We start from the raw sequence: 23827 nt of genomic DNA, 5'->3' as shown, positions 1-23827 counted from the left end.
TCAATCAATTGGTTCGTTGTAAGCATCAATGATGCAGTTTCGGCCGTTGCTCTTTGCTTGATACAGTGCTTGGTCAAGCACAGAGTACAAGTCATCAAAGTCACTTAATGCGTTTGAGGTTGCTAGATAAGCAAAACTCGCGGTTACATTAAGTGGCTTTTTGCTTTCTGTTAAGAAGACTGTGCTTGATATGGCGTAATGTAGCTCTTCGACGCGCTCTCGCACGTCTACAGGCTTGGTATTGGTTAGCATGATGAGAAATTCTTCGCCTCCTAAGCGACCAAACAATTCGTCATTCATTAAGTGTTTTCGTATTTGCTGACTAATATGGATGAGCGCTCTATCACCGGTAGGGTGTCCATGCTCATCATTGATCGTCTTGAATTTATCCAGATCAAGCAGAACGAGGACATGTTGCTTGTCCGTTCCTTTACAGCGTCTGACTCGTTTGATTCTTCGTATTATTTCGGTCCGGCCATACGCTTTTGTCATCGCATCGATGGAAGCTTTTGCGCGAATCGTTTTGTTTATCAATACCGTAAAGCTTGCAGCACAAAGCAACAGAATAACAACGATGTTGTACATCCATCTTTGATGTTCCATTTTTTCAATTTGAACGCGGTCGAGCTTCGCCTGATGTGTCAGGAAAGAGCTCTCAAGTTCCTGCTCATATTTGGCGTGCGTTAAGCCGAGGGCTTCGAGTGCGAGTCGATTGTCGATGTCTCTAGCTTCCATTTGTATTGACGAGTATCGCTGGTAGAAATAGAAAGCTTGTTGGTAATCGCCGAGTGATTGATGAATATCAGAAAGCTGCAGGAGTGACTGAGCGATGTACTTGTGTCTTGTGACTTGCTCGGATACTTCTAGAGCTTGCTGAGCATAATTGAGCGCCTCGGTTGTCAACTTTTGCTCTTCGAACATGTCGCTTATCGCCAAGTAAGCGTTAATACGAATGACGTCGTTACTCAATTCATTCGAATCTGACAGAGAGTTGACTAAGTAACCTCTTGCCAAATCATAGTCTCTAATTTGAGTGTAAGCTTTTCCTAAGCCAAGACTTGTTAGTGCGATACCGTAGCTATGCGACGATGAGCTCAGCAGTGTTCTTGCTGTTTGAAAGTGGTTAATTGCTAAGTCACTTTGCTCTTGGTTAAGGTAGAGATCTGCAAGGCTATGATGCACTTGTGCTTTCATCAAGTCAGAAGCACTTTCTCTTAGTGTGAGTGCTTCTTTGAGGTATTCTGCCGATTTTTCATATTGCTTTAACTCTTTGAGCAAATTACCCACATCGTTATAGATCCCCGAAATGTCATGTCCTGGTGGGAACACGTTGATCAGTGCGAGATAGGTGCTTAACGCTGCTTGATAGTCGCTACGAAAATGGTGATTGTTGGCGATGACTCGATAAGTTCCAAACTTAGGCAATACTGGATCTGCAATGTCATGTAAATCCGATTGAAGTGCAGAGCAGTAATAGTTTGCTTGATGGTATTTTGCTTGCTCGTTCAAAGATCGACATAGTTGGTATTTTAGTAGCGCTCTTCCAGTTAAATCACTACGTGATTGCATCTTCGCCAATAGTGTCAGAAAGCTTTGTTGCGCTTCCTCATATTGGCCTTGGCTATCTTTCATTAAAGCAGAAATAAACGTTTGTTCAATCGCTTGGTACTCACTGTCGTTTGAAGCGATTCCATAGAACGGTTGATCTCGGTGGCTCATGTATTGGTATAACAAAGATGAAAGGTAAAGCTTATCCCCATAGACGGTTGAGCCAATGTAACGGGTTTGCAGCATGTTTAACGCACGCGATGGGGAATGAGTTAGAGTCGAGAGATAGAGTGTATTCCAATCAGCATTTGGAGTCGTGTTTGAATCCAAATTGGATGAGTTGAAAGGAGAGTCCTGATGATGATCTTGTGTTGATACTTGGCCATGAGAATAAAAGCTAATGAACAGTAGAAGGGTAATAAAAACAGAGTGAGTCACAAGAAACGATCTATCAGATAAAGAACGATATTCTATTATTAGTTTGATGTTGCTTCAAATTTTGAATTGTATGGGTAGGAGGTTATGCGAGGTAAGTCTCTAATTTATTGATATTTATCAGAGGTGTATCGGTCGTACTGTTCGCACGACCGATATCGGAAATTAGATGTATAATTTCGCTAGGTCAGAAGGCTCAAGTTCTTTGCCTTCTAATGTTGCATTCCAGTTAATACCAACAAGAACGCCGTCTTCAGCTAGAGTCAGTAACCAATCTTCTACAAAGATATCTAGCGGAATTTCTAATACTTCGAAGTCAGCCCACTCTTCAACGTTGTGAGTCTGAGCATCTTCTTTTGAAGACCAAAAAGGCATCACTTCGCTGCTTTCGAATTCACTTGAGTCACATGCTAGCCAACCTTCTTCATTGCGAAGGCCCCATACCAGTTTAGTTTCTTGTGTTTCAGAAACGAAAAGTTCTAGATTTGCTTGAGTATCAGCTGTTAGTTTGCTCATGGATTAATTCTCTATGTTGATAACGACGCAAGATTAACATTATAGACGGCTTAGGTACATGCTATTCAAGGAATTATCACCATACTGAAACGTTAACTTGAGATCACGTTTCAGTATGGTACACGCAGGATAGAGCCTACTTTTTTATTTTGGTGAAGATGTGCCACTCTTCTTTGATGTTGCCTTTAAATCCAACAACGGAAGCGACAACTTTTCGATGTAGTGCGTGATTAACTTGGCTGTCATCACTGCTGAATTCAGAGTCGCCATGACCCACGATATTGACTCGAGATGGTTGAATACCATTACTGATAAGGGCACGTCTTACGTGGGATGCTCGCTCTTTTGACAGTTTTAAATTGTGTTTGGCATTGCCGACTTTGCTGGCATAACCTTGTAACTCAATCGATGTACCCTCGTAACGCTTCAAAAAAGCAGCCATCTGGCGTATCTGCCCTAGGAAAACAGGGTTAATTTCCGTAGAGTTATTAGCAAAGAGTATGTGGAGCTCTTTCTTTTCTGACGATTCAAAATATGAACCACAACCGTCGTTATCGATCTCTGCACCAACTTGCGTATCGGGACATAGATCTCGCGCGTTAATTACGCCGTCATTATCATCATCTTCGAGATCATAAATTTGCGTGATGTCTGGAAGAGCTCGATATTCAAATTCTTCATTGCTTGTTTCAGCTAAAACGTTGGCAGAGACAATCATGAGACAAAGCGGAAATACAGTCTTTATCAGCTTCATTAGTATTCTACCTTTTCATTCCATTCTTGAGGGGTTTCGACGCGTAACCCAGTTAACAGGTTTCCTGTTGCATTCATTACTCGGTATTTCGCGTATTGTTCGTCGTATTTGGCGTCCAGATAGCCCTTGCGGGCTTCGAATAGTTCGTTCTCGGTGTTAAGCAAATCGAGAAGGGTACGTTTACCGATGCGGTATTGTTTCTCATAAGAGATAACGGTGTCTGATGCCGAGTCTACGTGATCTGACAAGAACTCTTTTTGTTGAACGGTTAAATCAAGGGCACTCCAAGAAAGGCGTAAACTTTCTTCTACGTTTCGGAACGTACTTTCACGAAGGTCTTTCGCTTTGTTTAGTTGATAAGCGGCACTTTCTGCACGGTCTTGGTCTGAACCGCCGTTGTAAAGGTTGTATCTTAAACGAACCATCGCAGAAAACTCGTCACTGCTGCCTGGAGTGCCACCGGCATCATCGCGCCAGGTTTGAGCGGCTTCAAAAGAAACCGTTGGGTAGTTGGTGCTCTTAGATTGCTTGTATTGAAATTTCGCTGAGTCTACATCGGCTTGTGCAATCTTAATTACTGGGTGCTGATTAAACGCTTTTGCTAATGCGCCATCAACCGTGTAAGGGATAGCGCCTGCATCTGCGCGAGGGAAGGTTAACCCTAGCGGAGATTGACCCACAAGCCTTTTAAATTGCGTATGAGTGTCAAAAAGGTTGTTTTGCGCCGCAAGTAAATTACCGTGTGCTTTAGCAATACGTGCTTCTACCTGTGACATATCTGCCGTTGAACCAATACCTGACTCAACACGCTTGCGAATATCGCTGTATATTTTTTTGTGGGTTGCGAGGTTGTTTTCAGAGAGTGAAAGCACTTCATAAGCTTTTACCGCATCGAGATAAACCTTGGTCACTTCTAATGCGATATCTTGGGCATTAGATATCAATTGATAACGCACTGATTCCGCATCAGCAGCGGTACGGTCAATATCATTCGATGTATTAGCCCCATCCCAGATAAGCTGAGTTAGCGTAATTGTCGCTTCTTTCCGAGTCAGATCGGTCGTGCTTGAGTTAGTTGCTAGATCGGTATGCTCGTAACCAATACCTCCATCCAAGTCTATACTTGGACGATAAGCACCACCAGAAGCATCATTAAGATATCGCTTACTAACGTACTCATTGTATGCACTTTTAATGTCAGGATTGCTCTCCAACGTAAAAGCGACGGCTTGCTCTAGAGTTTGTGCCGCAACTGGAAAGGCCATTGCAATGGCTAAACTTAATGTAGTTGTTTGAATCCTATTCAATTTGCATCTCTCCAAAATGAGTCACATCTGAGTTTTAATTTTGCTAGATAATATACAAAATTTAGATGAACCGCCAAAAAAATCACGATCGCTAAAATAGCGCTCGCAAATGGTTGTCAATTTGTTAGCGATTATTGTGCGTTTTATGGTGTTTTGAAGCACTTGAAACGTCTATTAATATCTCAATTATTTTACGTTAGCACAATAACTTATCTCACTTTTGAGAGTATTTTAAATGTTGTCCTGTGTGACCCTTGTTATTGTGGAGTATATCACTTTGTTAAAAAATGCATTCATAACTATGAATTATATAGTTTTAAGTGTTATATTTTATCTAATATTATAAATATAATGTCACTATTTTGACGTTAATGACAAGAAATGCTTTTTTAGGGGTTTATATGGACATGACAACATTGAATTTGGGTGGTGCATTAGCACTTGGCCAGCGTATTGTTATCTCGGTAGATGGTACGATTAAAGTCTTAGAAGAAGGCCAACCACTACAAGCAGGGGATGTCGTTCTTGAATCTCAGAACGGGTCCAATGAACCTCAGGTATCGGCAAAACGCTTCTCATCAGAAGACGGCGAAATTGAGCTCGGCCAAGATATTGCGAATATCTTTGCCGCATTAGAAGAAGGTCAAGACCCGACCGAGCTAGGTGAGGAATTCGCAACGGCAGCTGGTCAAAACGGTTCAAGTTTGGCTTCTAGCGGAACTATTGAACGTGATGGTGAAGAAACCATTCCTGGTACAGAGTTCGTTACTACGGGTTTCGAATCATTGGGCTTATCTCGCACTCAAAGCCTGAGTCTTCTAGATGCTTTCCGTTCGATTGACCAACCTAACAATGCACCTACCTTTGTTGATAACAACAATGACTCTGTTGGTGACACTTTGTCGTTTTCAACGGATGAAGATACTCCAGTAAGCGGCAGCCTCTCTGCATCAGATGAAGATGGTGACTCATTGTCGTTTACTAAGGCAACCGACCCATCGAACGGTTCTGTTGTAGTAGACGAAAACGGCAACTGGACCTACACACCAAACGAAGATTACAACGGTAGCGACAGCTTCACGGTTATTGTCTCTGACGGTCAGGGCGGGACTGATACGCTGACAGTGAATGTGGGTGTGAATCCAGTCAACGATGCCCCAATCCTGGTTGATGGCAATGGCGATCCACTTGGCGACAGTGTGGCGGTAACCACCGATGAAGACACGCCAGTGAGCGGCTCACTGTCCGCATCAGACGACGATAACGACTCATTAAGCTTCTCTAAAGGCAGTGATCCATCTAATGGTTCAGTGACAGTTGATGAAAACGGCAACTGGAGCTACACACCAAACCAAGACTACAACGGCAGTGACAGCTTCACGGTCGTTGTGTCTGATGGTCAAGGCGGAACTGATACGCTGACGGTAAATGTGGGTGTTAATCCAGTCAACGATGTACCAACGCTGGTTGATGGCAATGGCGATCCACTTGGCGACAGTGTGGCGGTAACCACCGATGAAGACACGCGAGTGAGCGGCTCACTGTCCGCATTAGACGACGATAACGACTCATTAAGCTTCTCTAAAGGCAGTGATCCATCTAATGGTTCAGTGACAGTTGATGAGAACGGCAACTGGACCTACACACCAAACGAAGACTACAACGGCAGCGACAGCTTCACGGTCATTGTCTCTGACGGCCAAGGTGGAACTGATACGCTGACAGTGAATGTGGGTGTGAATCCGGTCAATGATGCCCCAATCCTGGTTGATGGTAATGGCGACCCACTCGGTGACAGTGTTGCAGTCACGACTGACGAAGATACGCCAGTTAGCGGTTTTCTTTCTGCATCAGATGGTGAAAATGACTCACTAAGCTTCTCAAAAGGCAGTGAGCCATCGAATGGTTCAGTGACAGTTGATGAAAACGGCAACTGGACCTACACACCAAACGAAGACTACAACGGCAGCGACAGCTTCACGGTTATCGTCTCTGACGGTCAAGGTGGTACGGATACGCTGATAGTGAATGTGGGAGTGAATCCAGTCAACGATGCTCCAACCCTAGTTGATGACAATGGTGACCCACTCGGTGACAGTGTTGCAGTCACGACTGACGAAGATACGCCAGTCAGCGGTTCTCTTTCTGCATCAGATGGTGACAATGACTCACTAAGCTTCTCAAAAGGCAGCGATCCATCGAATGGGTCAGTGACAGTTGATGAAAACGGCAACTGGACCTACACACCAAACGAAGACTACAACGGCAGTGACAGCTTCACGGTTATTGTTTCTGATGGCAAAGGCGGAACTGATACGCTGACGGTAAATGTGGGTGTGAATCCAGTCAACGATGAACCAACGCTGGTTGATGGCAATGGCGATCCACTTGGCGACAGCGTGGCGGTAACCACCGATGAAGACACACCAGTCAGCGGCTCACTGTCCGCATCAGACGACGATAACGACTCGTTAAGCTTCTCAAAAGGCAGCGATCCATCTAATGGTTCAGTGACAGTTGATGAAAACGGCAACTGGAGCTACACACCAAACGAAGACTACAACGGCAGTGACAGCTTCACGGTCGTTGTGTCTGATGGTCAAGGCGGAACTGATACGCTGACGGTAAATGTGGGTGTGAATCCGGTCAACGATGCCCCAATCCTGGTTGATGGTAATGGTGACCCACTCGGTGACAGTGTTGCAGTCACGACTGACGAAGATACGCCAGTTAGCGGTTCTCTTTCTGCATCAGATGGTGACAATGACTCACTAAGCTTCTCAAAAGGCAGCGATCCATCGAATGGTTCAGTGACAGTTGATGAAAACGGCAACTGGACGTACACACCAAACGAAGACTACAACGGCAGTGACAGCTTCACGGTCGTTGTGTCTGATGGCAAAGGCGGAACTGATACGCTGACGGTAAGTGTGGGAGTGAATCCAGTCAACGATGAACCAACGTTGGTTGATGGCAATGGCGATCCACTTGGCGACAGCGTGGCGGTAACCACCGATGAAGACACGCCAGTGAGCGGCTCACTGTCCGCATCAGACGGCGATAACGACTCATTAAGCTTCTCTAAAGGCAGCGATCCATCGAATGGTTCAGTGACAGTTGATGAAAACGGCAACTGGACCTACACACCAAACGAAGACTACAACGGTAGCGACAGCTTCACGGTTATTGTCTCTGACGGTCAAGGTGGTACCGATACTTTGACAGTGAATGTGGGTGTGAATCCGGTCAACGATGCCCCAGTTGCGGCGGCGAATGTTGAGACAGTCACAACCGAAGGTGGTGAAGAGATTCGTGGCACCGTGACGGCAACTGATGTGGATGGCGACACTCTGACTTACAGCGTGTCTGGTGAAACGCCAGCAGGTTTCACGTTGACAGGAAATACTTGGACGTTCAATCCAACGAATGATGCTTACGATTCACTAGCAGTCGGCGAGACGACAGACGTTGAAACGACAGTCTTAGTAGACGATGGCAACGGTGGTACCGACACCCAAAAGATCACCATCACAGTGACGGGCACCAACGACTTGCCAACGGCAAACGTTGATACGGACGTTGTGAATGAAAACAACAGCGTGACAGTGGATGTGCTGGCGAACGATACCGACTTAGATGACGGTGCGACACTGACACTTGATACCGTGGCGTCAGACAAAGGCACGGTGAGCATCGTTGATGGCAAGTTGGTCTTTACGGCCACGGCGGCAGACTTCGATCACCTAGCCAATGGCGTGGAAGAAGAAGTGGTCGTGACGTACACCATGAGTGACGAAACGGGCACGCCAATCACCTCGACGGCCACCATCACAGTGACGGGCACCAACGACTTGCCAACGGCAAACGTTGATACGGACGTTGTGAATGAAAACAACAGCGTGACAGTGGATGTGCTGGCGAACGATACCGACTTAGATGACGGTGCGACACTGACACTTGATACCGTGGCGTCAGACAAAGGCACGGTGAGCATCGTTGATGGCAAGTTGGTCTTTACGGCCACGGCGGCAGACTTCGATCACCTAGCCAATGGCGTGGAAGAAGAAGTGGTCGTGACGTACACCATGAGTGACGAAACGGGCACGCCAATCACCTCGACGGCCACCATCACAGTGACGGGCACCAACGACTTGCCAACGGCCCTTGATTTTTCGGTAACCCTAGACAACCAAGACGAAGCGTTCTTCACATTTGATGGTGGTCAATCGGGTAGTCAAGATAACGTAGGCGATGTAGAAGATGATGCTTCCGGAACGTCAGTTGATGTGAAGATTCTTGAAGAGCCTCTATTCGGTAACCTTTACGACGTTAGTGGTGGCGGCAAAGTACTGATTGAAGCTGGAGATATAATCAGTAGTGATGCTCAAGTCGAATATGAACAAGATCCCAATGCTGTAGATAAGCTTGATTTTGTAGCAAGTACTTTTGCAGGCCAAGTCAACAATGGGTCTAGCAGCGTAAGTTACTTACAGGGCAATGTATTAATAAGCTCGGGTATTTACGATGGTAGCTCCCCAGTCGACGCTAATGTAGTCGATACAAACTCTTATTTGGTTTACGACAGTCAAAACCAAGAAGATGGCTTTGGTGTCTCAACTAATGCGAATTCAACTAGCGGAGAGTTGGATGTAGTTAGCGGTGGCAACCAGGAATATATCTCTGTTGATTATTCTCAATCTGGTGCAACCATTACAGAAGCCAATATTGATTTTGGTAGTGTATTTGGAAATTACAATGCCGGAAATACTGCTGGAGGTCGTATTAATGTCCTCGCGCTTGATTCAGACGGTAATGTAGTTGGTACTTTCTATTTTGATAGTGACGAAACTGGTGATCATGCTCTTTCTATCGACAATAATGGTAATGCTACTGTTAATGTCTCTGTTCCTGATGGATTTACTGAGTTGCGAGTTTTCACTACGCAAGATGGTTCAGATGACCCCGATAAGAACTCAAATATTACATTGAAAGGAGTCGATGTAGTCAGTGCGGAACTTACTGAAGAAATAGATTATAAATCGGTAGACTCAGGAGGCTTGCTGAGTGACGAAACTGCTCAGTTAACAATTACAGATAATTCGGCGGGACAATCTCCCGTTGCACAAGACGATACAGTCTCTGTGTTCGGTGGCCTATCTGGTTACTATTACGGCTCTAATGATAGTATTAACGGTAATATAGACTCTGTTCAAGACGCATTAAATGTCATATCAAGCCAAGATGCAGATCTTACGTTTGAAGCTAGAGACATTAATTACACCCTGAATGGAAATACTAATGGCTTAAGTTCACAGGCTCAATTTGAAGACTTCTTGAACAGTGATGCTTCATCGTTAGAAGGTTCAATTGCTGATCACACAGATGGTGTCATTAAGATGAGCGGCTCTATTTATCTAGAGCAAGGGGACTTTGCATTTAAAGTTACAGCAGATGATGGTTATACCATTCTGATTGATGGTGTTGCGGTGGCAACGGTCGACCAAAATCAATCTTCTACAACGACCCTTCATGATTCATTTACTATCGATAGTTCGGGTTACCACTCAATTGAAGTCGTTTATTGGGACCAAGGTGGTGCTGCTAATCTAGACATTAATTTGGGTACTGTAGATGGTAATGGTAATTACAACAATGGTGAGCACGATTTAAACGACTTCCCATTGATTGGCGATGTTCTATCTGTACGAGAGGGTGAATCTTTGACTGTAGACTCGTCACTTCTTGTTGCTAATGATTATGATCCAAATACAGGTGATAGTTTTACTATTGTCGCCGATGGGTTTAGTTCGGCTGACGGAACTGTGTCATATGATCAGAACAGCGGTGAAATAACCTTCACGCCAAACAGTAATGTAACGGGTAGTGCGTCATTCACGTATACAATCGTTGATAGCTCTGGTCTTACTGATACGGCAGTCGTTACTACATCAGTTACTCCAATTAGTAATGGGCTAGTTGTTTCTGCAGACTTAGCTGCGTTGAGTTCTGGAGTCTCAGATGATGTCTTAAGCTTTGTATCTCAAGTGCAAAGTACAGGCCAGGCTAGTTATAATAATAGTTTGTATGGCGATGGAGCCAACATTGTTACTGATGGAACACAGGTGGCTGGTACTAACTCAGGCGATCTTATCGAATATGGATCTGGAACCCATTATTTAGCAAACGGTGGTGAAGGTAACGATATATTACTGGGTGGATCGTCCGTTAACGACATAATTGATGGTGGTGCTGGAGACGATATTTTGGTAGGTAGTGCCCTTGACGGTGGTTCGATAGAGCTTCGAGGCGACTCGATATCTGACAGTGGAGACGATATTTTAGTATCTCAGAACTCTGACCGTACAACGGCCTATCGTGGTTTAGATGGAACAGACGTAGCGTATTTGCCGGCCTCTTCTTCTGAACTTGAATATGTTTCTGGTAATGGTCAACCTTGGGACTTCCGCTTAATTAAAGACGTAGATGGTGATCCAGATAACAATATCTTGGCGAATCATGATTTTTATGGCCTTGAAACGTTATATCTACAGGATGGTAAGTTTGATGTGTCAGACGGTCAATTGACTAAGGTTTCTGAGGTATTTGAGTTAAGCATCGATATCGACTTATATGACAACGACGGTAGCGAGCAAGTAACTTCACTCGTGATTAGCGACGTACCAAGTGATGTAGTTTTATCTATAGGTACCAAGCAAGCAGATGGTACTTGGGTTATTGAGCCTAGTGAACTTGATGGCGAAGGTAAGCTGACTGTGATTGTTGAAGCGCCTGTAAATACTACACCAGTACTAACGGTTACCGCCGGCGCTCAAGAAGTTGATGACCAAGGTCATGCATTAGATTCAGAAATGTACGCAGATACTCAAACCGGAACGATCTTTACGGCAAGTGAAAGCACGAATGGCGATAATACAATTATTGGTTTTGATGGTGATGATGTATTGCTAGGTGATACTGGTGGTGTAGTTGATAACTCTGTTGCACCAACCAACTACAATATTGCTTTAGTAGTCGATACTTCAGGCAGTATGAGAGACGCACTCAATAACAACAGTAGCCAATCTAAGTTAGCCGTGGTTAAAGCTTCACTCATTGCTATGTTGGCAGATATTGCGTCTCATCCAGGTATTATTAATTTGGCGTTAATTGGTTTCGAGGCGAGCGCGAGTATAGAAATAGACTTGCAGAACTTAGACGAGTCAGACTTAGAGCAGACAGTTAACTCAGCGATCAATGATTTGACTGCGGATGGCGCAACTAACTACGAGGCTGCTTTTGATTCAGCTAAAGATTGGTTTGCTGATGATGATCAACCGTCGAGTTATGAAAACTTAACGTTCTTCTTAACTGATGGGAAACCAACTGTGTCGAACAGTTCAAACAACAGCGGCTCTACCACCCAGTTTGATGAGTTTGCTGACTCTGTTACTGCTTTCGATGAGCTAGCTGATGTATCAAAAGTTAGAACGATAGGTATCGGAGATGGTATTGATTCTGAAATATTAGAACACTTCGTTAGTGATAATGGTTCTTCGTACACGTATTCATCAACTACAACGCAACTTGCAAACTTTAGCTCTAGTACAGGTGAATCTTGGAGCCTTGAGAACTTTGCGGTTTCCGGTGGCACAGCAGTACTGACTAGCTCAAGCATCTTGCTAACCGATACGGGTGACATTAATAGCTCAGCTTCGATGACCAGCCCTGAGTTTGTTGTTGCTAGCGGCGAAGCGTCAGTACTGACATTCGACGCATCACAGGGTAGCTATTTCGGTGGCGGCGATACGTTTGGGTGGAGTGTTCAGAAATTTGATGAACAAGCTCAAGCATGGGTAAGTGTCTCATCTGGAAGTAGTACTGGCTCGATTGAAACAGATCTACTTCATGAAGGTAAGTACCAGTTAGTACTCTCTGTTTATGAAGATCAAAGCGGTTACACTGCAGACGTATACTTAGACAACTTTGCAATCAAGACAGTAACAAGTACGACAGGCGACGTTGAAATCGTTCAGTCAAGTCAAGGGTTAGATGCTGCACTTGAGGAAGGTAGCAACGAAATCACGCTACTGCCTGTAGGTAGTGATGCTCTAAGCGGCGGTGCCGGTAACGATATTTTGTTTGGTGATGTTATCAATACTGATAACTTGCCATGGGATGATAATGGCCTTGTTCGTCCAGATGCGTTAGCTGATGGTTCGGGTATGGAAGCTCTAACAACGTTCTTACAGATGTTGAATGGTGCAGAACCTACAGACATGGAAATCTACGAATATGTTAAAGATAACCATGAGTTGTTTAACGCAGACAGTGATACGCGTGGTGGCGATGATACCATTACCGGTGGATTAGGTGATGACATTCTCTATGGTCAAGGTGGTGAAGATACGCTTATCGGTGGATTAGGTGACGATATCTTAGTTGGAGGTGACGGCGATGACCTGTTCCAGTGGGTTGACCAGCCATTCCAAGGTGATGTTGATACTATTAGCGACTTCGCTCTAGGTGAAGATCACTTAGATATCTCTCAATTGTTACCAACTGAGAATAATATGTCGGATCTTCTAGAACACATCGCGATTGAAAAAGTTGATAACGGCGGTGGTGATAAAGATTTGGTTATCACTATCTCGGAAGACGCAAGTAATAGCGGTCAGACACAAACGATTGTACTCGACAATACGGGGAATCAGTTTGACTCTGTGAACGCTCAAGGTGATGGCAGTGTGATAAGCAGTGATTTGAGTAACTTGGTTAATCAACTCTTTGTGAACTTACCAGACCAATAACAAAAAAGGGCCGAAAGGCCCTTTTTTAATACATCTGTTTTGCTTTAGAAGCTAGCTTCTAAAGCACTAGAATTAAAGCACCTTACAAGCGAAGCCTTTTAGGTAGAAACCTTCTGGGTAAGCTGTATCGATCAAGTGATCGGCAGCTTGCTCGAAGCGTTCAACAAATTTCACTGTTCTGCCCGCATCTAGAGCGGCGTCAGCGATGATTTTTTGGAATAGGTCAGCACCCATCAAACCTGAGCAAGAGTAGGTGAGTAGTGTTCCACCTGGCTTCAGGATTTGCATCGCTAGCATGTTAACGTCTTTGTAGCCGTTAGCGCCTGAAGTTAGGTTGTTTTTGCTTGAAACGAACTTTGGTGGATCCATGATCACTACGTCAAACTTAGTGCCCTGGTCACGGTATTCGCGAAGCAGTTTGAATACGTCAGCGTTTAGGAATACAGCACGCTTTTTCGAGATGTCGAACTCATTTAGTTCAGCGTTGAACTTAGCCGTATCAAGAGCAAGTTGAGATACATCTGCGTTGATCACACGCTTCGCGTCGCCTTTAAGTGCGTAAAGGCCAAAGCCACCGGTGTATGAGAAACAGTTAAGGACATCTTTGCCTTTAACGTATTTCATAGATTCTTTACGGCTATCACGTTGATCCATGTAGAAGCCCGTTTTGTGGCCTTCCATAATGTTCACGCTGATTTTCACGCCGTTTTCTTCAATGACTACTGACTTAGGTGGCTCTTCGCCATGCAGTACGCCGACGGTTTGCTCTAAACCTTCTTTTTTACGAACCGCTACGTCAGAGCGTTCGTAAATATTACATTCAGGGAAGCATTCAACTAAAGCTTCAACGATAACGCTTTTGTTGAATTCCGCGCCAGCACTCAGTAGTTGGCAAACTAAGAAGTCTTGGTACTTGTCGATAGTAATACCTGGCAGGCCGTCAGATTCAGCCGCCGTTAATCGGTATCCTGTTAGGCCGTCACGTTCGATAATATCTTCACGTAGTGATTGTGCGTCTTTAAATCTTTTGATGAAAAACGCTTTATTGATTTCTTCCTTTTCAAATGTCCAAACACGAGCGCGAATTTGAGATTCTGGTGAGTAAGCTGCTTTTGCGAGCCACTGACCATTTTGAGCATATACGTCTACAGTTTCACCTTGTTGTGGTTCGCCTTCGACCTTATCGATACCGCGTGAAAATACCCAAGGGTGTTTACGGCGTAGTGATTTATCTCGGCCTTTAGCTAGATGAATTGAAGGAGTCATAATTTACTCTGTTTGTTGAATTTGAAGGAGGGGTATTGTCGGGGAAGTACAAGGGAAAAGCAAATAAGAAAGGGCTGCAGAAGCAGCCCTAGTAATGATTAATTAACACATAGTGGTTAGATATCAGTATTAAGCTTTGAGACCTGTCAGCAAACCTTCCATCGTATCGCTTTGCTTACGAAGTTGGTCAACATTTACATTACTCTTACTGATCATTTCACAGATGCTGTCTGATTGATGACGAATCTCTTCAACACTTTGTGCAATGTTGTCAGCAACAACACCTTGCTCTTCAGCAGCTGTAGCAATTTGAGTGCTGCTATCAGAAATAGATTGGTTCTTTTCAGCTAACGATCCAATCTCAACGTTTACTTCCGACATCAATGTTTGACCTTCGTTAGCATTGCTAACAGTCACTTCCATCAACTTTGTCAGTGATTGGCTGTTACGTTGTAATGATTCGATCATGCTCTGGATTTCAACCGTTGCTTGCTGTGTTCTTCCTGCAAGGGCACGGACTTCATCGGCAACAACAGCAAATCCACGACCTTGCTCGCCAGCACGTGCAGCCTCAATGGCAGCATTCAGGGCTAATAGGTTAGTTTGTTCAGAGATGCCATTGATGGTTGCGACCACTTCATCAATTTGCGCTGCGTTAGCATCAAGCTCTTCTACCGCTTGCGAAGCTGATTGAATTTCTTGAGATAGGCTTGAGATAGATTCTAATGTATTCGAAACTTTTACTTGGCCACTCTGTGCAACACCGCGAGCGTCCATAGTCTGAGAGCTAGACTCATGAGCAAGTGTTGCGACTTCACGAATCGTAGCTGCCATTTGTTCGGTTGCACTTGCCAAACTATTCAGATGTTCTTGTTGGTTACCCGAGATGTCTGAGCTCTGTTGTGTCGACTGGTTTAAGTCAGAACTGATCTGCTGCATGAGTGCGACAGACTCTTGGATTGATAGAACCATGTTTTGTTCACGTTCTGCTACTTTATCAATAGTAATTGCGATTTCACTGAACTCATCACGAACAAGGAAGTAGTTCATACGGCAGGTGAGATCACCACTCGCTAGCGTGCTTAACGCTTTGTTCATAGAGAACATTGCGCCACCGATGAAAGTCATGATGTAGTAAACACCTAGCGCGATAAGCGTTAGGGTTACTGCGATAATTGAAACCTGAGTCTTAGATAGAGCTGACCATAAGTTTTGGTCATGGTTCGCAACCAAGCTGAATGCACCGTTCATAACTGAGACGGAACCAACACCATAGCCTAAAGAGATGGTTTCAGAATTACTGACAAGTTGAGCAACTTGATCTTTCGTGAGTTGACCCGCTTCGATAAGTCCTTTCATCAAGAGCATTTCTTCTTGATAAAGATGAGCAAGTAAAGAGTCTGCGGCGCTATCTAAAACAAGAGTTAATATAACCAGGGCGAGAAGAGGTAATAAGAAGAGTAGATAGAACTTTTCTTGGATTTTTAGGTGAATGAGATATTTGTCAATCCAACGAAATGGGATTTCTTTCATAATCGTTATACTCGAAGTAAGTCCACCAATAAGCGGTGAATGAATAGAGTCGCAACTATATCATTCATACAATTTATGAGGCAACGTTATGGAAAGTTCACAATATATTTTTGTCGTATCAGGCGTAGTTCAGTGTGTTGGTTTTCGCTATCACACCAGTAGGCAGGCACAAGCTCTGGGCATTTCAGGCTATGCAAAGAACCTAAATGATGGCCGAGTTGAAGTGTTAGCTGTCGGAAAGGGTAAGGAAATAGAGAAGTTCCACGCTTGGCTCAATATTGGCCCTTCGAGTGCGACAGTAGACCATGTAGTGATGCATCAAGTTAAAGAAAGTGAGCGGCAGGATGTGCGTGTAGGGGAATTTAAAATACTGTAGCTAGCGCACTACAGTATTTACCTTGAGAGCAACCTAAAGCTGTTTAAGCTTTACAAGCATTTTGCTGGTTTAGGTAAACCCGCGAGCTTGGTTGCTTGTTTAGCGGGGCCTTTCTTGAACAATTTGAATAGGTACTTGCTGTTACCTTTCTCTGGGCCGTGCGCTTTTTCCATCGCTTTAACGAGCATACGAACAGCCGGAGAGGTTTTGAACTCTTCGTAAAAGCTTCTTACAAAATGTACCACTTCTAAGTGTGCTTCAGTCAATTCAATCGCCTCGTCTTGAGCAAGAATCTCAATCATACCTTCTTCCCATTGTGTGTAATCCAATAGGTAGCCTTGAGCGTCGGTTTCGATTTGCTTGCCATTATATTCAAACATGTTTAATCCAGAATCCAATTAACTATGCAGATAGGGTACATGACCAAGTTTGCCTTTCTCAAGAAATATCATCGTTATCTCTAGAAATATTGCAACTATAGATACAAAAAAGCCCAAGAGACAGGCTCTTGGGCTCAATTTTGAACGAACTATGATTAGTCGTTGCTGTTCATAATACCTAAGATGCTTAGTAGGCTGATGAAGATGTTGTAGATCGAAACATACAAGCTGATAGTTGCTGAGATGTAGTTTGTTTCACCGCCGCGGATGATGCTTTGCGTTGTTAGCAAAATAACACCAGTCGAGAATAGGATGAACATACCGCTCATTGCTAAAGACAGTAGAGGCATTTGTAGGAAGATGTTTGCAACCATCCCTACTAGCAGAACAACAAAACCAGCCATTAGCATACCGTTAAGGAATGAAAGGTCACGTTTAGTCGTCAGTGCGTAAGCTGATGCACCCATAAATGCTAATGCTGTACCACCAAGTGCAGTAAGGATGACATCACCCATGCCTGCGCCAACGTACATGTTTAAGATTGGACCAATGGTGTAGCCTAAGAAACCTGTAAATAGGAATGTGAAGACTAGACCCATGCTGTTGTCGCGGTTCTTTTCTGTTAGGAACAGTAGGCCGTAGAAACCAACTAGCATAATGATAAGACCAGGGCGAGGAAGGTTCATCGCCATAGATACGCCTGCTACTACAGCAGACCAAAGTAGTGTCATAGACAGTAGTGCGTACGTGTTACGCAATACTTTATTGGTTTGCAGAGCATTCTCTTGAGTTGCTGTGCGTGAAAACATAGGGCTGTTCATAATCTTCCTCGTAAGGTGACTTCAATAGTTATTAGTACATTTATGGGGCTGAAAGTTCGAAAAATCAAGTCTTTCATTCCTTTTGTATACCTAAAATAATAATCAAAATAGTCGGTTAAGTGTTTCTTAAGGTGTAACAAAGTGTTTCTAATGACGTATGAAGTGTCGCTAATACTCGATGTTCAAACTTTTATAGTTACTGGCTAATGATTTATAACATTTTAAAAACTATCTATAACCTTGAAAAATAAAGAGGCGACCTAAGCCGCCTCTATATTTTATGCATCATAACACATTAATGGTGCAAGATTTGGCTCAAGAAGTTCTGCGTTCTGTCCGATTGTGGGTTTTCAAAGAAGTCGATAGGGTTGTTCTCTTCTATGATTTCACCTGCATCCATAAAGATAACGCGGTCGGCAACTTCTTTAGCAAAACCCATCTCGTGCGTTACACACAACATCGTCATGCCTTCTTCTGCAAGCTCAACCATAACGTCTAGTACTTCACGAACCATTTCTGGGTCGAGTGCCGATGTTGGTTCATCAAACAACATGACTTGAGGGTTCATACATAAAGAACGAGCGATTGCCACACGTTGTTGTTGGCCACCTGAAAGCTGTCCTGGGAATTTATCCGCTTGCTCAGGGATTTTTACACGCTCGAGGAATTTCATAGCGATGGCTTCAGCTTCCTCTTTCGGCATTTTCTTCACCCAAATAGGGGCCAGAGTACAGTTTTCTAAAACCGTTAGGTGAGGGAATAGGTTGAAGTGTTGGAAACACATACCTACATCTCTGCGCACGGCTTCAATGTTCTTCAGATCTTCTGTCAGTTCATTACCTGAAACGAAGATATGACCTTTTTGGTGCTCTTCTAATCGGTTGATACAGCGAATCATCGTGGATTTACCTGAACCAGAAGGGCCACAAATTACAATTTTTTCGCCTTTTCTAACTTCTAAATTGATGTTTTTAAGAACGTGGAACTCACCGTACCACTTGTTCATGTCTTTTAACTCGATCATAAGACCTTGAGAGTTGTTTTCTGTTTGCTGCGTCATAATACGTCCTTGATCTCGTTAATTATCGTTTGTGACCGGTGTGAAGTCTGTTTTCTAGCCAAATCGAGTATCTCGACATGCCAAAACAAAACACCCAGAACACTAACGCGACAAATACATAACTTTCTGTTGAAAACCCAAGCCATTCAGGATCGGTATTCGCGGCTTGGCCAATTCCCAATACATCAAACATACCGATAATTAAAACCAGACTGGTATCTTTGAACAAACCAATAAAGGTATTCACAATTGAAGGAATCGTGATTTTAAGAGCTTGAGGTAGAATGATAAGCCCTGTTTTTTTCCAGTAGCTCAACCCTAAAGCATCAGCGGCTTCGTATTGACCTTTCGGTATTGCTTGTAAACCACCGCGGATTACCTCTGCCATATAAGCCGCACTAAATAGTACTACCCCAACCAACGCTCTGATCAGTTTATCGGTTTCCATCCCTTCTGATAAAAAGAGCGGAAGCATTACCGATGCCATAAATAGAACCGTAATCAGCGGTACACCACGCCAAATTTCGATGTAAACAGTACACATACTGCGGATGATCGGCATCTCTGAACGACGCCCAAGTGCCAATGCAACGCCAATAGGAAGTGACACTACAATACCAACAAGTGCGATGATCAGCGTAACTAGTAGACCGCCCCATTTATGGGTATCAACAACCTCTAGTCCAAATACACCACCGTATAGTAAGCCAGCAATGATAAACGGGTAGATGTTTACGAAGAACAACCAAATCCACGTGCGCTTAGGTGTTTTTTCGTAAGCTAACAAAACGACAAAAATAGCTAACGTTGCGTAGAAAAGGCGAGGGCGCCACAGCTCAGCTTCTGGATAAAAGCCGTACATGAATTGGTCCCAACGAACACTAATGAAAACCCAACAAGCACCGTCGCTAGTACAGGCATCGCGTGTTGTTCCAATCCAATCAGCATTAATGAATGCCCAATCTGCTATTGCCCACAATAAAGTGAAAGCAAAATAACCAAGGACCACAGTGACGACACTGTTAATTGGTCCATTAAATAGATTTTTTCTTAACCAACCGACAGGTCCAACAGTATTCGCTGGAGGCGGAAGATCAGGTTGAAATTGATGTGTACTCATCTTATCTCTCCACCAACGCTACTTTGCGGTTGTATATGTTCATTAGAGCGGATGTTAATAGGCTTAGAGTCAGGTAGACGCCCATTGTCATCGCGATTACTTCGATAGCTTGTCCAGTTTGGTTCAATGTTGTCCCTGCAAATACAGACACAAGATCGGGATAACCAATGGCCATCGCAAGTGATGAGTTTTTGGTCAGATTCAAATACTGACTGGTTAATGGTGGAATGATAATTCTTAATGCTTGTGGAATAATCACCAACTTGAGGGTTCGTGTTCTAGGGAGACCTAGAGACATCGCAGCCTCTGTTTGCCCATGGTTTACCGCGTTAATACCTGAACGCACAATCTCGGCGATGAATGCTGCTGTGTAGATACTTAAAGCAAGCATCAACGCTGCTAGTTCAGGGATGATGCTTATACCGCCTTTGAAGTTAAACCCTTTCAAAACTGGGTACTCCGCAGAGATAGGCATGCCCATAACAAAGTAAGTTACCAACGGTAAGCCCACAATCAGTGCCGCAGCAATTCGCAACATTGGTGTTTGTTGGCCGGTTAGCTTTTGCTTGTTATTAGCCCAGATGTTGATAACAAAAGTAGCGATGACACCAGTAATCAATGATGCGATCACAATGCTACTGCCTTGCTCTAACACTGGTGCAGGGAAGTACAAACCACGTACGTTCAAGAAAATGGCTTCACCAAGGCTCATACTTTGACGAGCAGAAGGTAAGGCTTGTAGAACGGCGAAATACCAGAAAAAGATTTGCAACAGAAGAGGGATGTTTCGGAATATCTCAATATAGATAGCTGCAAATCGGCTAACTAACCAATTTGAAGAGAGCCTTGCAATACCCATACTAAAGCCCAGTACCGTGGCTAACATGATGCCGAGTACAGAAACCAAAGCGGTATTGAGAAGACCGATAAAGAAGGTACGACCGTATGAGAATGTTTCGTCGTATTCAATCAGTGTTAAGCCGATACCAAAACCAGCTTCTTGAGATAAAAAATCAAAACCAGTGGCGATACCACGGGAATCTAAGTTAGTGAGTGCATTGTTTACAATCGTGTAGAAGAAAGCACAAAGCGCCCCGACGGCGAGAATTTGGAAAACAATTGAGCGAAAAGTGGGGTTGTAAAAAAGGTTGGCACTTTTGGGCTGTGGCTTTGCCTGAGCTGGAGAAATAGTTTCATTAGGTTTCATACTGCTATAACCTCAAATCCATTTAATAAATAGGGCGGAAAAGTCCGCCCTAATTGATGCTTGTAAATTTATTAACGGATTGGTGGAGCGTACATAAAGCCGCCCGCATTCCATAGTGCGTTTACGCCACGAGAGATCTGTAGTGGTGAACCTGTACCAACAGTACGTTCGAAGCTCTCACCGTAGTTACCAACTTGTTTAATGACTTGGTAACCCCAATCGTCACGAATACCAAGGCCTTTACCTTTAGGACCGTCTACACCAAGAATACGTTTGATGTTTGGATCTTTTGACTTAAGCATTTCGTCAGCATTCTTAGAAGAGATACCGTACTCTTCCGCGTTAATCATTGCTGAAAGTGTCCATTTAGCAACGTTGAACCACTTGTCATCATCTTGACGAACAACAGGGCCTAGTGGCTCTTTAGAGATGATTTCAGGAAGTACTTGTGCAGATTTAGGATCAGCTAAGTTTAGGCGAAGTGCGTATAGACCAGATTGGTCAGTCGTTAGCACATCACAACGACCCGCGTCGAAGCCTTTAGATGTTTGTGCTGCCGTATCGAATACCACTGGCTTGTAAGACATGCCACTGTTACGGAAGTAATCGGCTAGGTTAAGTTCAGTTGTTGTACCTGATTGAACACATACAGAAGCGCCATCAAGCTCTTGAGCACTTGTTAGACCGAGTTCTTTCTTAACCATGAAGCCTTGACCATCGTAGTAGTTAACGCCTACGAAGTTCAGACCTAGAGCAGTGTCACGATGTAGTGTCCATGTTGTGTTACGAGATAGTACGTCGATTTCGCCAGATTGAAGCGCGGTAAAACGTTCTTTAGCAGTAAGAGGTACATACTTAACTTTAGTTTTGTCACCGAGTACAGCCGCTGCAAGAGCTTGACAATACTCAACATCAATTCCTTCCCATTCACCTTTTGAGTTAGGGTTAGAGAACCCTGGAAGACCGGTACTTACACCACAAGTTAGAAAACCTTGAGATGTGACTTTGTCCAGAGTGCTTTCTGCCGCTGATGCTGATGTTGCCATCATCGCAGTTGATGCAGCTACTACTGAAGCAAGAAGTGTTAGTTTATTTGTCATTTGTATCCTTCCTTGTTAACCAGGTGACACCTGATACTCGTGCTCATTTGAGTTTTTCTATATGTGTTGCGTTTTCTATGACCTTGTTACTCAAATCAAACTGGTTGCATTTTGCAAATGAAACTGTGTGCGATTTAAACAACTATTTATAAGGTTAGGAAAGGATCCGTACTTTCACAAATGTATAATTTAAAAAGAATTTTGAATGAAATCACAAATCCGAACACAATTAGAATGACCAAATGTTAACTTAATGTAAATAGTGCAGCGCTTCACACTGTTGGTGCAACGAGATTTAGATTTTTATATTGACAATTGACTAGGTTAATATTCTGAATCAATGTCACAATGATGAAATATTAAACTTCAGAAAGATTGAAATTTGGTGAATAAATATTTTTATTGCACTTGGATAGTTATTAATATGCTCCAAATTTGGTAGCATGGTTGAATAGTTATTGAAGTCACCTCAAGGAAGAACATGCGTTATTTCCCAATGTTTTTAGATGTAGAAAATAAGCCGATCTTAGTGGTGGGTGGGGGTGAGGTTGCTTGCCGAAAAGTCGATAGCTTGTTAAGAGCTGGGGCGGATGTCACGTTAGTGTCCCCAAAGGTAGAGCCTTACTTAAAGCAGCTTGTCGATGATAATAAATTACATTGGATTCAAAATTTTTACTCTTCACAACTTATCTCGAAAAACTACTTACAAGTGTGGGCAACAACAGACAACCCAAATCTAAATCATCAAGTACATAATGATGCAAAAAAAATGGGTATTCTTGTCAATGTGGTCGATGACTTACCCTATTGTGACTTCATCACTCCCTCAATGATAAATCGCGGAAGAATCCAAATTGCGATCTCAAGTGGGGGCGCATCACCTGTTTTGGTGAGAAATATTAGAGAAAAACTCGAAACGGTATTGCCACAAAACATAGGTTTGATTGCGGACTTTGGTGCATCAAAACGCAATTCGATTAAGGAGTCTTTTCCTACTGTTGATGAACGCCGCAAATTCTGGGAACGCTTTTTGTCATCCAGTTTTATCAATCAAGTGACGGATAGGGAGCAACTTGAATCGTATTATCAACAGTCGCTGACTGAGCAAGTTGATAGTGAAGGTCAGGTAACTTGGATCGAATTTGAGCAAGACGTTGAGTTATTGCCTATGAAGGCCCTACGTTTGATGCAAGAAGCAGAGTTAGTGCTTTCACCGAGCGATTGTCCATTTGAATTTGTTGACCTGTGCCGCCGAGACGCAGAAAGAGAAGGTTATGCTGACAGTGGAGAGCTGTCGACCAAGCTTGAGCAAGCGAGGGCCGAGAAATTGCGAGTGTGTGTCTTTATTCCACCAGCGAGTGTTGAGTTCAATTTACTGGCCGGCAAAGACCTTAAACTGTCTGTTGCCAAAGTGCTCAGTTGAGTTGATAGATTTTAGTTGAAGTGAGCGCTTTCTAGTTGTTTGAAATCGACTAGAGACGCTTAATAAGACTGAGCTGATAAATAAAAAGCCACCTCCTTGAAGTGACCCCGTAAAGTTGGACATTTCTGTTAAGCGGCTTTCAAGGCCTGAGTTCGATATTCTATCGGAGTCAGG

The 23827-nt window shown here is 43.6% G+C and carries 15 protein-coding genes; 3 read left to right on the top strand and 12 right to left on the bottom strand.

What is annotated here, in order from left to right; all coding sequences use genetic code 11:
* From NX845_RS14080 to NX845_RS14065, 4 genes are all read right to left on the bottom strand, one after another.
* Window positions 1–1986, bottom strand: coding sequence for a diguanylate cyclase (locus NX845_RS14080; protein WP_065682177.1), 1986 nt, complete (start codon window positions 1984–1986; stop codon window positions 1–3).
* Between the two features lie 162 nt (window positions 1987–2148).
* A complete protein-coding gene (locus tag NX845_RS14075; protein ID WP_004733613.1) occupies window positions 2149–2499 on the bottom strand; it encodes a DUF2750 domain-containing protein in 351 nt (116 codons plus the stop codon).
* A 136-nt stretch (window positions 2500–2635) separates the two neighbouring features.
* The gene (locus NX845_RS14070) at window positions 2636–3253 is read right to left on the bottom strand and encodes an OmpA family protein (protein ID WP_017086901.1); all 618 of its coding nucleotides are present in this window, start codon (window positions 3251–3253) and stop codon (window positions 2636–2638) included.
* On the bottom strand, window positions 3253–4518 hold the full coding sequence (locus NX845_RS14065; RefSeq protein WP_065682176.1) for a TolC family outer membrane protein: 1266 nt from the start codon (window positions 4516–4518) through the stop codon (window positions 3253–3255). Before NX845_RS14065 ends, NX845_RS14070 begins: the two co-directional genes overlap by 1 nt.
* Before the next feature lie 443 nt (window positions 4519–4961).
* On the opposite strand from NX845_RS14065, the gene NX845_RS14060 reads away from it, so the two are divergent.
* Window positions 4962–13367, top strand: coding sequence for an Ig-like domain-containing protein (locus tag NX845_RS14060; protein ID WP_065682175.1), 8406 nt, complete (start codon window positions 4962–4964; stop codon window positions 13365–13367).
* Between the two features lie 72 nt (window positions 13368–13439).
* Here the strand turns inward: NX845_RS14060 and NX845_RS14055 are convergent, their stop codons facing one another.
* Window positions 13440–14633: a class I SAM-dependent methyltransferase gene (locus NX845_RS14055; protein WP_017077195.1), complete on the bottom strand. Its 1194-nt coding sequence runs from the start codon at window positions 14631–14633 to the stop codon at window positions 13440–13442.
* A gap of 129 nt (window positions 14634–14762) precedes the next feature.
* Window positions 14763–16166 carry a methyl-accepting chemotaxis protein gene (locus NX845_RS14050; protein WP_065682174.1) on the bottom strand — a complete coding sequence of 468 codons (1404 nt, stop codon included), beginning with the start codon at window positions 16164–16166 and terminating at the stop codon, window positions 14763–14765.
* Window positions 16167–16254: 88 nt separating this feature from the next.
* Here NX845_RS14050 and yccX point away from each other — a divergent pair, with 88 nt between their 5' ends.
* A complete protein-coding gene (gene yccX / locus NX845_RS14045) occupies window positions 16255–16542 on the top strand; it encodes an acylphosphatase (RefSeq protein ID WP_065682173.1) in 288 nt (95 codons plus the stop codon).
* A gap of 50 nt (window positions 16543–16592) precedes the next feature.
* On the opposite strand, the gene NX845_RS14040 is transcribed toward yccX, so the two are convergent.
* The 6 genes from NX845_RS14040 to NX845_RS14015 form a co-directional block, all read right to left on the bottom strand.
* Window positions 16593–16922 (bottom strand): TusE/DsrC/DsvC family sulfur relay protein, encoded by a 330-nt coding sequence (locus NX845_RS14040; RefSeq protein ID WP_065682172.1) that lies wholly within the window; start codon window positions 16920–16922, stop codon window positions 16593–16595.
* A gap of 155 nt (window positions 16923–17077) precedes the next feature.
* A complete protein-coding gene (locus NX845_RS14035) occupies window positions 17078–17743 on the bottom strand; it encodes a Bax inhibitor-1/YccA family protein (protein ID WP_017077199.1) in 666 nt (221 codons plus the stop codon).
* Window positions 17744–18038: 295 nt separating this feature from the next.
* Window positions 18039–18803, bottom strand: coding sequence for an amino acid ABC transporter ATP-binding protein (locus NX845_RS14030; RefSeq protein ID WP_065682171.1), 765 nt, complete (start codon window positions 18801–18803; stop codon window positions 18039–18041).
* A 22-nt stretch (window positions 18804–18825) separates the two neighbouring features.
* Window positions 18826–19923 carry an amino acid ABC transporter permease gene (locus tag NX845_RS14025; RefSeq protein ID WP_004733636.1) on the bottom strand — a complete coding sequence of 366 codons (1098 nt, stop codon included), beginning with the start codon at window positions 19921–19923 and terminating at the stop codon, window positions 18826–18828.
* 1 nt (window position 19924) lies between these two features.
* Window positions 19925–21130 (bottom strand): amino acid ABC transporter permease, encoded by a 1206-nt coding sequence (locus NX845_RS14020; RefSeq protein ID WP_004733635.1) that lies wholly within the window; start codon window positions 21128–21130, stop codon window positions 19925–19927.
* A gap of 71 nt (window positions 21131–21201) precedes the next feature.
* Window positions 21202–22230, bottom strand: a complete 1029-nt coding sequence (locus NX845_RS14015; RefSeq protein WP_004733634.1) for an amino acid ABC transporter substrate-binding protein — start codon at window positions 22228–22230, stop codon at window positions 21202–21204.
* A 481-nt stretch (window positions 22231–22711) separates the two neighbouring features.
* Here NX845_RS14015 and NX845_RS14010 point away from each other — a divergent pair, with 481 nt between their 5' ends.
* Entirely contained in the window at window positions 22712–23653 is a 942-nt protein-coding gene (locus NX845_RS14010) for a bifunctional precorrin-2 dehydrogenase/sirohydrochlorin ferrochelatase (protein ID WP_017082223.1), read from the top strand.
* Window positions 23654–23827: the final 174 nt, after the last annotated feature.

It is taken from the genome of Vibrio sp. NC2, assembly GCF_025195005.1.
Classification (GTDB): Bacteria; Pseudomonadota; Gammaproteobacteria; order Enterobacterales; family Vibrionaceae; genus Vibrio; species Vibrio splendidus.
This window is presented reverse-complemented; position numbering and strand designations above follow the sequence as displayed.

Bases quoted from the DNA above. Each gene is read 5' to 3' on its own strand.
- NX845_RS14060 (WP_065682175.1), top strand. From the start codon at position 4,962: ATGGACATGACAACATTGAATTTGGGTGGTGCATTAGCACTTGGCCAG.
- NX845_RS14030 (WP_065682171.1), bottom strand. From the start codon at position 18,803: ATGACGCAGCAAACAGAAAACAACTCTCAAGGTCTTATGATCGAGTTA.
- NX845_RS14025 (WP_004733636.1), bottom strand. From the start codon at position 19,923: ATGAGTACACATCAATTTCAACCTGATCTTCCGCCTCCAGCGAATACT.
- NX845_RS14040 (WP_065682172.1), bottom strand. From the start codon at position 16,922: ATGTTTGAATATAATGGCAAGCAAATCGAAACCGACGCTCAAGGCTAC.
- NX845_RS14010 (WP_017082223.1), top strand. From the start codon at position 22,712: ATGCGTTATTTCCCAATGTTTTTAGATGTAGAAAATAAGCCGATCTTA.
- NX845_RS14020 (WP_004733635.1), bottom strand. From the start codon at position 21,130: ATGAAACCTAATGAAACTATTTCTCCAGCTCAGGCAAAGCCACAGCCC.
- NX845_RS14070 (WP_017086901.1), bottom strand. From the start codon at position 3,253: ATGAAGCTGATAAAGACTGTATTTCCGCTTTGTCTCATGATTGTCTCT.
- NX845_RS14050 (WP_065682174.1), bottom strand. From the start codon at position 16,166: ATGAAAGAAATCCCATTTCGTTGGATTGACAAATATCTCATTCACCTA.
- yccX (WP_065682173.1), top strand. From the start codon at position 16,255: ATGGAAAGTTCACAATATATTTTTGTCGTATCAGGCGTAGTTCAGTGT.
- NX845_RS14065 (WP_065682176.1), bottom strand. From the start codon at position 4,518: ATGGCCTTTCCAGTTGCGGCACAAACTCTAGAGCAAGCCGTCGCTTTT.
- NX845_RS14035 (WP_017077199.1), bottom strand. From the start codon at position 17,743: ATGAACAGCCCTATGTTTTCACGCACAGCAACTCAAGAGAATGCTCTG.
- NX845_RS14055 (WP_017077195.1), bottom strand. From the start codon at position 14,633: ATGACTCCTTCAATTCATCTAGCTAAAGGCCGAGATAAATCACTACGC.
- NX845_RS14075 (WP_004733613.1), bottom strand. From the start codon at position 2,499: ATGAGCAAACTAACAGCTGATACTCAAGCAAATCTAGAACTTTTCGTT.
- NX845_RS14015 (WP_004733634.1), bottom strand. From the start codon at position 22,230: ATGACAAATAAACTAACACTTCTTGCTTCAGTAGTAGCTGCATCAACT.